At 70.3% G+C, this 14,205-nt stretch carries 14 protein-coding genes; 8 read left to right on the top strand and 6 right to left on the bottom strand.

Annotated features, from left to right (window positions below):
• Positions 1-229 precede the first annotated feature (229 nt).
• The gene (locus E3T37_RS01560) at positions 230-1,393 is read right to left on the bottom strand and encodes a sensor histidine kinase KdpD (RefSeq protein ID WP_134365104.1); all 1,164 of its coding nucleotides are present in this window, start codon (positions 1,391-1,393) and stop codon (positions 230-232) included.
• Positions 1,393-2,142 (bottom strand): response regulator transcription factor, encoded by a 750-nt coding sequence (locus E3T37_RS01565; RefSeq protein ID WP_241975951.1) that lies wholly within the window; start codon positions 2,140-2,142, stop codon positions 1,393-1,395. The genes E3T37_RS01560 and E3T37_RS01565 overlap by 1 nt, the downstream gene beginning before the upstream one ends.
• 120 nt (positions 2,143-2,262) lie before the next feature.
• Here E3T37_RS01565 and E3T37_RS01570 point away from each other — a divergent pair, with 120 nt between their 5' ends.
• From E3T37_RS01570 to E3T37_RS01580, 3 genes are read left to right on the top strand one after another with little or no spacing between them, the layout of a single operon-like run.
• A complete protein-coding gene (locus tag E3T37_RS01570; RefSeq protein ID WP_134365105.1) occupies positions 2,263-2,931 on the top strand; it encodes a glycosyltransferase family 2 protein in 669 nt (222 codons plus the stop codon).
• Entirely contained in the window at positions 2,928-3,569 is a 642-nt protein-coding gene (locus E3T37_RS01575) for a DUF2064 domain-containing protein (RefSeq protein WP_134365106.1), read from the top strand. The genes E3T37_RS01570 and E3T37_RS01575 overlap by 4 nt, the downstream gene beginning before the upstream one ends.
• Positions 3,566-4,270, top strand: coding sequence for a bifunctional 2-polyprenyl-6-hydroxyphenol methylase/3-demethylubiquinol 3-O-methyltransferase UbiG (locus E3T37_RS01580; RefSeq protein WP_134365107.1), 705 nt, complete (start codon positions 3,566-3,568; stop codon positions 4,268-4,270). The genes E3T37_RS01575 and E3T37_RS01580 overlap by 4 nt, the downstream gene beginning before the upstream one ends.
• On the opposite strand, the gene E3T37_RS01585 is transcribed toward E3T37_RS01580, so the two are convergent.
• Both E3T37_RS01585 and E3T37_RS01590 read right to left on the bottom strand, forming a co-directional pair.
• Complete coding sequence (locus tag E3T37_RS01585) at positions 4,219-4,689, bottom strand: hypothetical protein (RefSeq protein ID WP_134365108.1); 471 nt, start codon at positions 4,687-4,689, stop codon at positions 4,219-4,221. The two genes, E3T37_RS01580 and E3T37_RS01585, sit on opposite strands and share 52 nt — an antisense overlap.
• Positions 4,686-5,960: a molybdopterin-dependent oxidoreductase gene (locus tag E3T37_RS01590; protein ID WP_241994522.1), complete on the bottom strand. Its 1,275-nt coding sequence runs from the start codon at positions 5,958-5,960 to the stop codon at positions 4,686-4,688. The genes E3T37_RS01585 and E3T37_RS01590 overlap by 4 nt, the downstream gene beginning before the upstream one ends.
• Positions 5,961-6,079: 119 nt before the next feature.
• Between E3T37_RS01590 and E3T37_RS01595 the strand changes: the two genes are divergently transcribed.
• The gene (locus E3T37_RS01595; RefSeq protein WP_134365110.1) at positions 6,080-7,474 is read left to right on the top strand and encodes a glycosyltransferase family 87 protein; all 1,395 of its coding nucleotides are present in this window, start codon (positions 6,080-6,082) and stop codon (positions 7,472-7,474) included.
• Positions 7,475-7,691: 217 nt separating this feature from the next.
• Here the strand turns inward: E3T37_RS01595 and E3T37_RS01600 are convergent, their stop codons facing one another.
• Both E3T37_RS01600 and E3T37_RS01605 read right to left on the bottom strand, forming a co-directional pair.
• Positions 7,692-8,372 (bottom strand): hypothetical protein, encoded by a 681-nt coding sequence (locus E3T37_RS01600; RefSeq protein ID WP_134365111.1) that lies wholly within the window; start codon positions 8,370-8,372, stop codon positions 7,692-7,694.
• 196 nt (positions 8,373-8,568) lie between these two features.
• The gene (locus E3T37_RS01605) at positions 8,569-9,021 is read right to left on the bottom strand and encodes a metallopeptidase family protein (RefSeq protein ID WP_134365112.1); all 453 of its coding nucleotides are present in this window, start codon (positions 9,019-9,021) and stop codon (positions 8,569-8,571) included.
• A 44-nt stretch (positions 9,022-9,065) separates the two neighbouring features.
• Here E3T37_RS01605 and E3T37_RS01610 point away from each other — a divergent pair, with 44 nt between their 5' ends.
• The 4 genes from E3T37_RS01610 to ahcY all read left to right on the top strand — a co-directional run bounded on the left by E3T37_RS01610 (position 9,066) and on the right by ahcY (position 14,095).
• Complete coding sequence (locus E3T37_RS01610) at positions 9,066-9,299, top strand: DUF3499 family protein (RefSeq protein ID WP_134365113.1); 234 nt, start codon at positions 9,066-9,068, stop codon at positions 9,297-9,299.
• Positions 9,296-10,798 carry a phosphomannomutase/phosphoglucomutase gene (manB, locus tag E3T37_RS01615; protein ID WP_134365114.1) on the top strand — a complete coding sequence of 501 codons (1,503 nt, stop codon included), beginning with the start codon at positions 9,296-9,298 and terminating at the stop codon, positions 10,796-10,798. The genes E3T37_RS01610 and manB overlap by 4 nt, the downstream gene beginning before the upstream one ends.
• A 165-nt stretch (positions 10,799-10,963) precedes the next feature.
• On the top strand, positions 10,964-12,448 hold the full coding sequence (locus tag E3T37_RS01620; RefSeq protein ID WP_134365115.1) for an amino acid permease: 1,485 nt from the start codon (positions 10,964-10,966) through the stop codon (positions 12,446-12,448).
• Positions 12,449-12,607: 159 nt separating this feature from the next.
• Positions 12,608-14,095: an adenosylhomocysteinase gene (gene ahcY, locus E3T37_RS01625; RefSeq protein ID WP_134365116.1), complete on the top strand. Its 1,488-nt coding sequence runs from the start codon at positions 12,608-12,610 to the stop codon at positions 14,093-14,095.
• Positions 14,096-14,205: the final 110 nt, after the last annotated feature.

A 14,205-nucleotide genomic window follows, 5' to 3' on the forward strand; every position in this document is an offset into this window, starting at 1 on the left:
CGGCCTCAGCAGTCACCATCCGCCGTCCACCAGGGCCGAGATCGTGGCCGAAGGCCCGGCAGCAGCAAAGCGAGGCTGAGCTGAGCGGATACGCACTACGGCTCTTATGGCGTATCCGGGGCCGATTCGGGCAGAATCTCCGTCGAATTCGTCAGGGACGGACACCGGCCAGCAGCCCCGGACACCCGCCGCCGTCGCCCACCCGCCGCGAAGCGACGGGCAACCGGGCTCAGTGCGCCGCCCGGCCAGCCGCCGCGACCGGATGCTGCGGCAACAGCACCTCGAACCGGCATCCATTCGCCACGTTGTGCACCCGAACCTCGCCCCGGTGGGCCTGCACGATCCCCTGAACGATGGCCAGGCCGAGGCCCGCGCCGCCGGAGCCGAGGGGCTCGGCCGCCGGGGTGCGCGGACCGCTGGCCCGCCAGCCGGCCTCGAACACCCGGCCCAGGTCCTGCTCCGGGATGCCGCCCGCGGCATCCGTCACCGAGATCAGCGCGCGGTCGGCGGTGCTCTCCGTGACCGAGACCACGATCGGGCTGCCAGGCGGGGAATGCTGGATGGCGTTCATCACCAGGTTTCCGACCACCCGGGACAATTCGCGCGGGTCGGCGAGGATGGTCAGCCCCATCTCGCCGGCGAAGCGCAGATCCAGGGACTTGGCCTGCGCGATCGGCCACAGGCCGGCGACCGTGTCGCTGATCAGGTCGTAGAGCGACACCGGTTCCAGGCGGAGGCGCAGGGTTCCGGAGTGGATCTTGGAGAGTTCGAACAGGTCGTCGACCATGCCGGTGAGCCGGTCCACCTGCCCGCGCATCTGTGTGTAGTACCGCTCCGGGTCCTCGGCCATCCCGTCTTCGAGAGCCTCGGCCATGGCACGGATGCCCGCGAGCGGCGTCCGCAGATCGTGCGAGATCCAGGCGATCAGTTCCCGCCGTGACTCCTCCACCCGGTTCTCGCGGGCCCGGGATTCGGCCAGGCGTTCCCCGGTCGCGGCCAGCTCCCCGGCCAGCGCCGTGAACTCGGTGTTGCTCTGCCGGTCGGTAGAGGCGATGCGTTCCCCGCGTCCGATACTCGCCGCGGCCGAGCGGAGGGTGCGGCTGTCCCGGGCCAGCTGGCGTCCGAGTACCGCGGCCATCATCAGCGACACGAGCCCGGCGACTCCGGCCACGGAGTAGAACACGGTGAGGTCGTGCCGGGACACGTACATCTGGGAGGCGACCACCGCCATCCCGCCGACCACCGACACCACCGTGGCCAGGGCGACGACCATGAGCTGCAGCACGAGCGAGGACCGGGCCAGCAGCCGCAGGGAGAGCAGGCCGCCCGCGCCCACGACGACCGCGCAGGCCAGCGCGAACAGGGAGACGGCCAGGAGCACGTCCGGTGTCATCAGGACCGTCCCGTCAGGGCCAGGGGAACCGGGTCGAACCGGTAGCCGACCCCCCAGACCGTGTTCAGCAGCCGCGGCGCGGCCGGGTCGGCCTCGATCTTCTCGCGCAGCCGGCGCACGTGAACGGTGACCGTGGACAGGTCGCCGAACTCCCAGCCCCAGACCGAGCGGAGCAGGTCCTCGCGGCTGAGCACCTGGTGCGGGCGCCCGATCAGGTAGGCCAGCAGGTCGAATTCCCGGGAGGTCAGCACCAGCGGCTCGCCGCGCAACCGCACCTCGTGGGCGAGGGCGTCGAGGCTGAAGTCGCCCACCACGACCAGGCCGGCCGGCACGACCGCGGAGACGCTGCGCCGCAGAACCGACTGCACCCGCAGCACGAGCTCGCGGGGGGAGAACGGCTTGGTCAGGTAGTCGTCGGCGCCGGCCTCCAGGCCGTCGATGCGGTCCTCCTCCTGGTTGAGGGCGGTGAGCATGATCACCGGGATCTCCCAGTCCGAACGGATGCGGCGGCACACCTCGATGCCGTCGACGAGCGGCAGCATCCGGTCGAGCACGACCAGATCGGGCCGCAGTCGCTCGGCGGTCTCCAGTGCGGCCAGCCCGTCCGCCGCCTCCTCGACCAGGTACCCGGCCGCTCGCAGGTAGCGGCAGACGATCTCGGAGACCGTCGGGTCGTCGTCGACGACGAGGATGCGGCGTGGGGTCGGTGCGATCGAGCGCGAATCGCCGGGGGGCAGGGAGGAAGGCACGACTTCAGGATAGGGCGGGCGGCGCCGGGCGTGCCGGGCCGGTGCCTTCGGTGCCGTTTGTTCCTCACTCCGTAATCTCTTCGGGCGTTTCGGCCGAGGCCGCCGCCCTAGTGTCGATGCATGACTGTGATCCACACGGACCTCGTGTTGCCGTGCCTGAACGAAGCCGCCGCCCTGCCCTGGGTGCTCTCGCGCCTGCCGGAGGGATACCGGGCCATCGTCGTCGACAACGGGTCGACCGACGGTTCGGCCGAGATCGCCGCGGCGGCCGGCGCGCAGGTGGTGCACGAAACCCGCCGCGGCTTCGGGGCGGCCGCGCACGCGGGCCTGCTCGCCGCCACCGCGCCGATGATCGCGTTCTGCGACGCCGACGCCTCGATGGACCCCGCCGAACTGCCCCTGGTGGTGGACCCGGTGCGAGCCGGCACCGCCGACCTGGTGCTCGGGCGGCGCCGGCCGGTGACCGCGAAATCGTGGCCGCTGCACGCGCGCCTCGCCAATTCCAGTCTGTCCTGGCGTCTGCGCCGAATAACAGGGGTGAACATCCATGACCTGGGCCCGATGCGGGCCGCGCGCCGCGAATCCGTGCTGAACCTCGACCTCCGGGACCGCCGCAGCGGCTACCCGCTGGAGATGTTCCTGAAGGCGGCGGAGGCCAACTGGCGCATCCTCGAAGTCGACACCACCTATTCCCCGCGGGTCGGCCGCAGCAAGGTGACCGGCACCGTGCGCGGCACCCTGACCGCGATCAACGACATGTCGGCCCTCCTCCGGGAGACGCGCCGATGACGACCATCGTCGTGATCGCCAAGGAATGCCTGCCGGGCCGCGTGAAGACCCGCCTGCACCCGCCGCTCAGTCTCGAGCAGGCCGCCGTGCTGGCCGCGGCCAGCCTCGACGACACCCTCGCGGCGCTCGCCACCCTGCCCGCGACCCGGCGCATCCTGGCCTTCGACGGTGTGATCCCGCCGGCCGCGGCGGCCGGGTATGAGATCTTGCCGCAGTCGCAGGGAACCCTCGACGTGCGGCTCGCCGCCGTGTTCGATGCCTGCGAGGGGCCCACCGTCCTGGTCGGCATGGACACCCCGCAGCTCACCTCTTCCCTGCTCGAACCCGTCTTCACCGACTGGACCGACGACGTGGACGCCTGGTTCGGCTTCGCCAACGACGGCGGCTTCTGGACCCTCGCCCTGAACGACCCGAGCGGCGACCTGATCCGCGGCGTGCCGATGTCCCGGGGCGACACCGGCGCGCTCCAGCTGACACGGCTGACGGATGCCGGGCTCCGCGTCAGCCTGCTGCCGACACTCACCGACGTGGACACCATCGACGACGCCCGCTCGGTTGCGGAGATCGCGCCGACCGGCCGGTTCGCCGCAGCCCTGAACGCCATGATGGCCGCCAGCACGAAGGACGGCCTCCGATGACGCTCCTGGCCGCACGACTCGACGAGGAGTGGGCGGCCCCGCCGTCCACCTTCGGGGCCGGCGGAGCCGAGCCCTATGCCGCCGCGCTGCGCAACAATGACAACGTGCTCTACCTGCGCCGGGCCCGCCCGGGCAGCGCGTCCGAGGCTTCGCCAATCGACGCCGGACGGTGGAGCGCCGACGCCGACGACACCGACCAGCGCCTGCTCGACGGAGTCACCGGCCCGGTTCTCGACATCGGCTGCGGTCCGGGCCGGATGGTGCGGGCCGCCATGGGGCGCGGCCTGCCCGCCCTCGGCATCGACGTCTCGGCGACGGCGGTGCGGATGGCCGCAGACGCCGGCCTCACCGTGCTGCAGGGCAGCGTCTTCGACCCCATGCCGCGGGAGGGCGCCTGGGCCGCGGCCCTGCTCGTGGACGGCAATATCGGAATCGGCGGCGACGCATCCGCTCTGCTCACGCGGTGCGCCGAGTTGCTCGCGCCGGGCGGCGCGCTGCTGGTCGAGCTGAGCCACGACGCGGCCAGGGACGAGAGCTACCTCGGCATGATCGAGGATTCCGCGGGCGGCCGGAGTGCCGTGTTCCCCTGGGCGGAGATCGGCATCCACGCCCTCCGGGACCGCGCCGGGGCGGCCGGCCTTGTCGTCGCTCAGGACTGGCGGCTGGACGGCCGCTGGTTCGCCCGCCTGCTGCGCGCGTAGAGCAGGCCGGCCCACACCGTCGTGACCAGGGCGAGGGCCGCCCAGAACAGGGCCAGGTTTCGGCCGTAGTCGAGCGGAAGAATGCTCGGGTTGTTCGGGCTGAGGCCCTGGGCGACGATCGCGGGCACCACGATCAGCGTCATGATCGAACCGACCACGATGGCGCCCTGCACGAGAACCAGGATCGTTCCCGTGGCCCGGTGTCCCGCGCGGCGCAGCAGCAGGCCGAGGAAGAAGACGACGGGCGCCAGGACGGCGTCGTGCAGCACGATCGCCGCGCCGATCCAGAGCGCGACCCCGGGCAGGCGGGTGATCCGCACGGTGTCGAACAGCACGTAGAGGCCGAAGACCAGGCCCGCCGTGCCGATCAGGATCAGCACGGTGCGGGCCACGCGCATCCGCTTGATTTCGGTGTTCATGCGGTGATCGCCTCGATCCGGCTCAGCCATTTGGTTTGCAGCACCCCGGGCCGGCCCGGAGCGATCATCCGCGCCGGGTAGCCGTGCTGCAGGTCGAGCGTCTCGCCGTTCAGCTCGAGCGCCACCAGGGTCAGCGGGTCCCGCACGTATTCCGGTCCCATCTGGGTGCGGCGGAAGCTGCCGCGTTGTTCGAGGCTGGTCAGGCGAAAGGATGCGTCCGGGTCGGCGTCGACCAGGTCGGCCAGGTCCCGCAGGCGCACGCCGCGCCACACCGCCAGCTGGCTCCAGCCTTCGACGCAGGCGATCGGCAGTTCCACCTCGGTCTGCGGCATGGCCTCGAGCTCGGCCCGGCTGAAGTTGCGTTCCACCCCGCCGGCAGCGAGGGTGAGCGCCCAGCCGGCGGCGGTGGCCGACGCGGTCACCCCGGCCTTCTGGGCGGTGCGGTTCACCGGGACGCCCTGCTGGCCGACGCCCTTCTTGCGCGGCCCGAACACGTTCAGCGCGTCCAGCGGCGCGAACGTCTGGCCCGCGGTCAGCCCCACGACGGCGGCGCCGGCGATTCCCACGGCGGTCAGGAAGCCCCGGCGGCTCACGGAGGTCGGGGCCGCGGGCGTGGCGTCGATCCAGGCCAGCAGGCGCCCCGTCACCCCGGACGGCCGGCGGCTGCCCCAGAGCCGGACGGCCTCGAGTCGGGCCGCCTCGGCGTCGGCCGCGCCGGGCGCCTCCGTGGCGCCTGCCGCATCCGTCGCCTCGCGCTCTGCCTCGTGCCGGGCGCTCCAGAACCGGGTGATGATCGGCAGCTTGATGCCGATGTGCAGCACCAGCAGCCCCACCAGCACCCAGCCGAGGGCGTAGTGCACCTCACGGAACGGGAAGGGCCATGGGTACCACTGGTAGGTGTTGAGCAGGCCGATCGTGATCTGCACCAGGGAGGCGCCCACGAACAGGGCGATCGACGCTCGCTCGAGCAGGTGCAGGAACGATTTCACCGGCGGGGACGCGAACAGCTCGGGGAAGACGATGTAGAGCTTGGCGAGCAGCAGCGGGAAGCAGGCGATGCCGGCCACGATGTGGGTGCCCTGGCTGAACTGGTAGAGCAGCGCGGGTCGGGTCGGGAACCTCATCCACGGGAGTGGTTCCTGCAGGAAGTGGCTGTACACGCCGGTGCCGAAACAGACGATGAAGGCGACGCCGAGCAGCCGGCCGATCACGACCGCCATCCGTGGATTGCGCGACGGGGTCGCCAGCGCGCGCTGTGCCTCGTACATCATTCGCCTCATGGTTCCATTGCATCATCCGCGGCGCCCGGAGAGGCGGCGCAATCCTTACGGTCCGGTGACGCGCAGCCGGCCGGTGGGATGCCTGCGCCCGACTCCGGCAGGATTGCAGGGTGCGCATCATTGTCATCTCCGTGATCCTGGCCGCCAGCGCGGCCCTGACCGGCTTCAGCGTGCTCGCGTACGACCTGTTCAAGCCCGGTCGCGACACGGTTCCTCTCGTGATCTGCACCGCCGGGCTGTGGCTGCTGTTCGCGCTCGCCGTGCTGCTCCTGCGCGGGGTGCGGGGCCGGGCCGTGGTCGTGCTCATCCTGGCCGGCTCGGCCGTGATCGGGGCCGCGGCCATGATCGGCCCGCCCAATACGAGCACCGACTCGGCGCGCTACGCCTGGGACGGCGTAGTCGCCACCGCGGGCGTCTCACCGTATGCCTACACGCCGGCCGACGACCGGCTCGACCCGTTGCGCCCCGGCTGGCTGTTCCCGGCGGCGGAAACGACCGACGCCGGCACGCCCGTGTGCGTGGGCGAACGCATCCAGACCGCGCACAAGACGCCGTCCGGCGACATCCTCTGCTCGGCGCTGAACCGCACCGGCGTGCCCACGATCTACCCGCCGGCCGCCGAGATCTACTTCGCCGGCGTGCGTGCGCTCACCGGCCCGGACGCCCAGTACTGGCCGTTGCAGCTGACGGGGCTGCTGCTCAGCGTCGGCACGACCGGGATGCTGCTGGCCGGGATGCGCCGCCGCGGCATCGACCAGCGTCACGCCGCGCTCTGGGCCTGGTGCCCGCTCGTGGCCACGGAGGCGATCACGAACTCCCACGTGGACATGCTCGGGGTGGTCTTCACACTCGCCGCGGCGTTCCTGGTGTCCACCCGGCGCTACTGGGGCGGCGGGATCGCCCTCGGCGCGGCGATCGCGACCAAGCTGATCCCCGTGCTCGCGGCGCCCGCCATGCTCCGGCGCCAGGGCTGGAAGGTCACCGTGGCCGCCATGCTCACCTTCCTGCTGCTCTACGTGCCGTACGTGCTCACCACCGGCATCGGCGTGCTCGGCTACCTGCCCGGCTACCTCTCCGAGGAAGGCTACGAAGACGGAACCCGCTTCGCCCTGATCTCTCTGGTGGCCCCCGGCGGCTCCGCCATCATCGTCGCGGGCGCGGTGCTGGCCGTGATCGCGGTGTTGGTGATCTGGAAAACCGATCCGGACCGGCCCTGGCTGGGTCAGCTGGTCATGATCGGCAGCGCGCTGCTGATCCTGTCTCCGCGGTACTCCTGGTACGCCCTGCTCCTCGTGCCGTTCATCGCCCTCAGCGGTCGCTGGGAGTGGTTCGCCGTTCCGCTGGCCCTCACGCTGCGGCTGCTGGTGCCGTCGCTGCCGGTGACGCGGGTCGCCCTCGCGGCGGCCGTCGTGCTGATCGTGGCCATAACGATGTACCGGGCCGGTCCCGTGGTGTTCCAACGCCGGATCCGCCCGGTCACTCGTCCGCCCCGACCCGTTGCTTGAGCCGGTCCACACCTCCCGCGAGCCGGTCAGTGGTTCGTGGCGCAGGTTGTGGCAGCCGGCGCACGGTAGAACCTGCGCCCGCTCCCACAAGGTGCGCCGCGACGCGGTGAGTGAGTGCGGATTCAGCGCCACCGACTCCCATCAGGCACACAAAGAACGGGCCCGCAGCGCAGATGCGCGGCGGGCCCGTCCGGATGATGCCGGTGTGTGCCGGCGGCTACTTGGTCGCGACCGTGATCTTCGCGATCCCGACCAGGAGCTGGTCGGCGACGGCATCCGTCTTGAACGTGTCGTTCAGCAGGCCGGCCGCCTCAGCGGAGATGTGCACGGTGGTGCCCTCGAGGATGGCGTTGTCGCCGTCCATCTGGAGCGGCTTGAGGGTGCCGCCGTAGAGGTTGAACAGCAACACCTGGGTGGCGGCCGAAGCACCGTTGACGCTCACGTCACCGAACAGCTTGCTGGTGCCGGGGTCGATCGTGAAGTTGGTGAGCTCGACCACCGTGTCGCCGCCGGTCAGCGAGAAGCCGGAACCCTCGTGCTCGATCGAGCCCTGAACGAACGGGCGGTAGCTTTCTTCGGGGTCGTAGTAGTCCACGTTCCCACCGGTGATCGGGAAGTGCAGGCTGCCGTCGGTCAACGTCGCGGTTCCCACGGTGCCGGGGGTGAGGCCCAGGCTGGTCAGGGCTGCCGCGAAGTCGGCGTCGAGGAGGACGGCCGTGTCGACACCGGTCAGGGCGGGGATGGAGGCGAGGGCCTTCGGCGCGGCCTCGGCGGAAGAGGACGACTCCGTCGACGACTTCGGGGTCTTGGCGTCGGCGCTGCTCGAGCAGGCGGCGAGCCCGGCGATGAGAAGACCGGCAGTGGCGAGGCCGAGAGTGGCCTTGGTGAATGAACGCATGATGTGATCCTTCGTGTCTGGGTGGGTGTCGCTGTCTTGGTGTTGACATTGGTTCGGCCCCACCCATGAAACGGTTTGGTTCAATCTGAAATTCATTCGAGGCGGCCCCGATCCGGCCGGGCGCACAGAAAACGCGGCCGAGGACAACCTCGGCCGCGTGCGGACTTGCGCGTGCTGATGCGCGGCGGGGCCGCGTCTAGAAGTGGCGGAACCGGTCGGGCGCCAGGTCCCACGGATCCTTGCCGAGCAGCTCGGCGATTGCGCGGAACACGCAGCTCTCGATCACCATCCGCCGGTGCAGGTCGTCGTTGCGGTGCAGGCGGCTGAGGCGCTGGATCGGCAACCGGTAGAGAACGATGCGGCGTTCCTGGGGGAACACGGCCCAGCGCTCGACGCCGACCCCCGGAATCACCGTCGCGGGTCCGGCTGCGACCTCGAACCGGGCATCGGCCAGTTCGTCCGGCCAGACCGAACGCAGGTAGTCGACGGTCGAGGCGACGGTCATGTCGAAGGTGTCGATCCGGGTCTGCAGCGGCGGCAGGTACGGGCCGGTGGCAGAGCTGCGGATGCCGCGGCCGTGCCGGTCGCGGCCGCGGCCGCGCTGCACGGGTGCCGGCGTCTGCGCGGCCGAACGACGAGGACGGGACATATAGTCATCCTAGTTCCGCTGGATGAACGGGTAGCCTGAGGGCAATGTCATTCCGGCCCTGTTCCCGTGTCGCCTGCCCGGACGAGTCCGCCGCGACCCTCACCTTCGATTACGCCGACTCCATGGCCGTTCTCGGCCCGCTGTCCCTCCGCCGTGAACCGCACAGTTTCGACCTGTGCGTCCGTCACGCCCGGCTCACCTCCGCCCCGCAGGGCTGGCAGATGATCCGGCTCAGCCGAGCAACGGATGACGCTGCCGCGCTAGGTTGTGCGGAATGACCACTCACAGGATCGACGATGCCCGCGCCCGCCTCGATGCCGTCGCCCGGCCAGACGGCCTGCGCGACGAGACGGGGGAGCTGCTGGCGGCGGACCTGGTCGCAGCCGTCGCCGCCGCGTTCGTCGATGAGATGGACGCCGGCGAGGCGGGCGCCGGTGAGGTCCTGCTCGGTCACGACCGGGCCGGCCTTCCGGCCGAACTAGCCGCGGCCGTGGTCCGTGGCGTTCAGGCCCGCGGCGCCACGATCGTCGATCTCGGAGCCTGCCCGACCGACCTGGCCCGCTTCGCTTCGGGCCGTCTGGCCACCCCCGCCATCATGATCGCCGCCGGTCCCGGCCCGGACGGCGCGGTCGGCCTGGGCTTCCTCCGCGCGGGCGCCGAGGACCTCACAGTCCACACCGGGCTCGACGCCGTCCTGGACCGCGCGGCCCACTACCTGGCGGAGGGGCTGGCGCCGGTGGCTTCGCCCGCCAGCCTCCGCGAGGTGGATCTGCTCCCGGACTACGCGGCGACCCTGCTCGCCCTGGTCGACCTCGCCGGCATCCGCCCCCTCACGGTCGTGGTCGACGCCGGCCACGGGGCGGCCGCCGTCACGATCCCCGCGGTCTTCGGCACCGACTCCGGCCCGGGCTCCAGCCCGGCAGCCGGGACAACTCCGCTGCCGATCACCGTCATCCCGCTGTCCTTCGACGCCGGCGCCGACGCCGAGGGTCGGCCGCAGGAGATCGACCCGTTCGATCCGGGCAGCCTGGTCGACCTGCGGAACGCCGTGGTCGCCAACGCGGCCGACCTCGGCCTCGGTTTCGACTCCGACGCGGGACGCTGCGTCGTGATCGAAGAGAACGGTGTGCTGGTGGATCCCTCCGCGATCGGAGCGCTGCTGGCCCGCCGCGCAATCGCCCGGGAGCGCGCACGTCGTCCCGGTCCGGTGGCCGCGCCCGACACCGCGCCCGACATCCTGGTTGCGCACAGCCTCATCGTCTCCCTCCGCGTGCCGGAGACGATCGAGGCGGCCGGGGCGATTCCGGTGCGCACCGAGTCCGCTCCCGCACTGCTCCGGGCACGGATGCGCGACGACGGCGCCGTCTTCGGCTGCGGCCATGCGGCCGACTACTATTTCCGCGAATTCTGCGATTCCGGCAGTGGTCTGCTCGCGGCCCTGAACCTGCTGGCCGAACTCGGGGGCCAGGCGCATCCGTTGTCGGAGCTCGCGGTTGAATTCTCGCCGTACGCCCGGTCGGGCGAGATCAGCAGCCCTGTCGAGGACCTGCCGGACGCCTACGCCGGCATCGTCGAGGCCTACACGGGCGTGGCCGAATTCGACGAACTCGACGGCCTCACCGTCACCGGCATGACCAGCGCCGACGAGCCGTTCTGGTGGTTCAACGTGCGCCCGTCCCAGACCGAGCCGCTACTGCGCCTCACCGTCGAGGCGGCCACCCCAGCGGCGATGATCCGCGTGCGCGACGAGGTCCTGGCCCTCATCCGCGGCGAGTGATTCCCGGCCGGTGATTTCGCGGCTTGAGGTTACGACTGCGTTTCGGGCTGCGCGTGTCGTTTGGGGGCTGCCGGCACCTGACATACGTTTGCCCGGGCGCATCCTCACGGATGCCCGCCCGTCCCCGCGCTGCGCGGGGAACGAATACAAGGATCTTGGAGTCACATGGACGTTTCGCCGAAGACTGACCGCACCACCACGAAAACGGCGGGCGGCGCGGGGGAGCTCAAGCACACCCTCAAGCCGCGCCACCTGTCGATGATCGCGATCGCGGGGGTGATCGGAGCGGGGCTGTTCGTGGGCTCCGGCGCCGCGATCCAGCAGGCGGGACCGGGCATCCTGGTGGCCTACGCCGCCGCCGGCTTCGTCGTGATCCTGGTGATGCGGATGCTCGGCGAGATGGCCGCAGCCCACCCCGAGACCGGATCCTTCTCCAGCTACGCCGACAAGGCCCTCGGTCGCTGGGCCGGGCTCAGCATCGGCTGGCTCTACGCCTGGTTCTGGATCATCGTGCTCGGCATCGAGGCCACGGCCGGAGCCGCGATCGTGCACCGGTGGGTCCCGGAAATCGACCAGTGGGTCTGGGCTCTGCTGCTGATGGTCCTGCTCACCCTCACCAACGTGGCCTCGGTCAAGATGTTCGGCGAATTCGAGTTCTGGTTCGCCTCGATCAAGGTGGCGGCCATCGCCGTCTTCCTCGTGCTCGGCGTCGTCGCCATCGTCGGCCTGATGCCCGGGGTGGAGGCGCCCGGACTGAGCAACCTCACCGGCCGCGGCGGGTTCTTCCCCAGCGGCAGCGGCGCCGTCCTCGGCGGAGTGCTCGTGGTCGTGTTCTCGTTCTTCGGAGCCGAAATCGCCACGATCGCCGCCGGCGAGTCCGAGAACCCCGTTGACGCCGTCAAGAAGGCCGTGAAGTCGACGGTCTGGCGCATCCTCGTCTTCTACATCGGCTCCATCGCGGTCGTCGTGACCCTCATCCCGTGGGACAGCGCCTCCGTCGCCAAGAGCCCCTACGTCGCCGTGATCGAGCTCTACGGAATCCCCGGGGCCGGAACGATCATGGACATCATCGTGCTGACCAGCGTTCTGTCCTGCCTCAACTCGGGCCTCTACACCGCCAGCCGCATGATCTTCTCGCTTTCCGCCCGCGGCGACGCGCCCAAGTCGTGGTCGCGCGTGTCCGTCAGCGGCGTGCCGCGCGGCGCGGTGCTGGCTTCGACCCTCGTCGGGTTCATCACGGTGGGCCTCAACTACCTCGCCCCCGATACCGTCTTCCTCTACCTGGTGAACACCTCCGGCGCCATCGCACTGCTGGTCTGGCTCGTCATCGCGGTCTCGCAGCTCGTCCTGCGCCGACGCATGGGGGCGGAGGCGGCCAGCCGCCTGTCCCTGAAGATGTGGGCATTCCCCTACCTCACCTGGTTCGCGATCGGCAGCATCGTCGCCCTCCTGGTGGGAATGGCGATTCTGGAACGCACCCGGATGGAACTCCTGATGAGCCTGGCCCTGGCGGCCGTCGTGGTCGGCATCGGCCTGTGGAAGTACCGCGCGGACAAGGGCAAGCCGCACACCGGCGCACCCGCCTCCAAGCTCCCCGCCGCCGACCCGGCCGGCGCTCCGGAGCGCGACGAGGTCGCCCAGCCGGTCTAGCCCCCGCCCACCCGTCCTGCACTCCCCGCCCGCCCGAACGAATTCGACGGAGATTCTGCCGAAATCAGCCTGTTTTGCTGGTTTTTGCCCTCCGGGGCGCAAAATCTCCGTCGAATTGGTCAGCGGCATTCCGCAGGCGGGTAATGGCATGATGGTGGCATGACTGCCGTGTCGCCTTCATCGTCCACAGTGTCCGCCTTCAAGATCGCTGACGTCTCGCTCGCCGAGGCCGGGCGGCACCAGCTGCGTCTCGCCGAGAACGAGATGCCGGGGCTGATGGCCCTGCGCGCCGAATTCGCGGAGTCGCAGCCCCTCGCCGGCGCCCGCATTGCGGGGTCGCTGCACATGACGGTGCAGACCGCCGTCCTGATCGAGACCCTCGTGGCCCTCGGCGCACAGGTGCGCTGGGCCAGCTGCAACATCTTCTCCACCCAGGACGACGCGGCCGCCGCCATCGCGGTGGGCCCAACCGGCACGCCGGAGTCGCCGGCCGGTGTGCCCGTGTTCGCGTGGAAGGGCGAATCGCTCGAGGAATACTGGTGGTGCACCGAGCAGATCTTCGACTGGAGCGCCGAAGCCGCCGCCGCGGGAGAGGCCTGGTCAGGGCCGAACCTGATCCTCGACGACGGTGGTGACGCCACAATGCTGGTGCACAAGGGCCGCGAGTTCGAACTGGCCGGCGTCGTGCCGGTTACGACGGATGCCGACAGCCACGAATACGGGGTCGTCCTCGCCGCCCTGCGCCGCTCCCTCGAGACCTCGTCCGACCGGTGGACCCGCATCGCCGAGGCCCTCACCGGGGTCACCGAAGAGACCACCACCGGAGTGCACCGGCTCTACGAACTCGCTGCCGCGGGTCAGCTCCTGTTCCCGGCGATCAACGTTAACGACTCGGTCACCAAGTCGAAGTTCGACAACAAGTACGGCATCCGTCACTCGCTGCCGGACGGGCTCAACCGCGCCACCGATGTGCTGATCGGCGGCAAGGTGGTCTTCGTGGCCGGCTATGGCGACGTGGGCAAGGGAGCCGCCGAGGCCCTCCGCGGCCAGGGCGCGCGGGTGATCGTGAGCGAAATTGACCCGATCAACGCCCTGCAGGCCGCGATGGACGGCTTCCAGGTGGCCCGGATCGAATCCGTCGCCCCGCAGATCGACATCTTCGTCAGCGGCACCGGCAACTTCAACGTCATCACGACCGAGCACATGCTCCGGATGAAGCACCTCGCGATCATCGCGAACGTCGGCCACTTCGACAATGAGATCGACATGGCCGCGCTGGAGTCCCTCGACGGTGCGGTCCGGATCGAAATCAAGCCGCAGGTCGACGAATGGCGGCTGCCGAGCGGCCGCAGCGTGCTCGTGCTGTCCGAGGGGCGACTGATGAACCTGGGCAACGCCACCGGGCATCCGTCGTTCGTGATGAGCAATTCGTTCACCAACCAGGTCCTGGCCCAGATCGAGCTGCATTGCTACCGGGAGAAGTACCCGGTCGGCGTGTATGTCCTGCCGAAGCACCTCGACGAAAAGGTGGCTCGGCTGCACCTCGACGCCCTGGGCGTGGAGCTCACCGTTCTTACCCCGGAGCAGTCCGCGTATATCGGCGTTCCGATCGAGGGACCCTACAAGGTGGACCAGTACCGCTACTGATCAAGCCGCCGGCCGCGGGGCGTGACACGCCCGGGGTTGCACTGGTTTTGACGGGCCCGCCGGGGGACCGTAATGTATTCAAACGTACCCCACAGGTGCGGAAAGCCGCA

It is taken from the genome of Cryobacterium sp. TMT2-10 (genome assembly GCF_004403075.1).
Lineage (GTDB): Bacteria > Actinomycetota > Actinomycetes > Actinomycetales > Microbacteriaceae > Cryobacterium > Cryobacterium shii.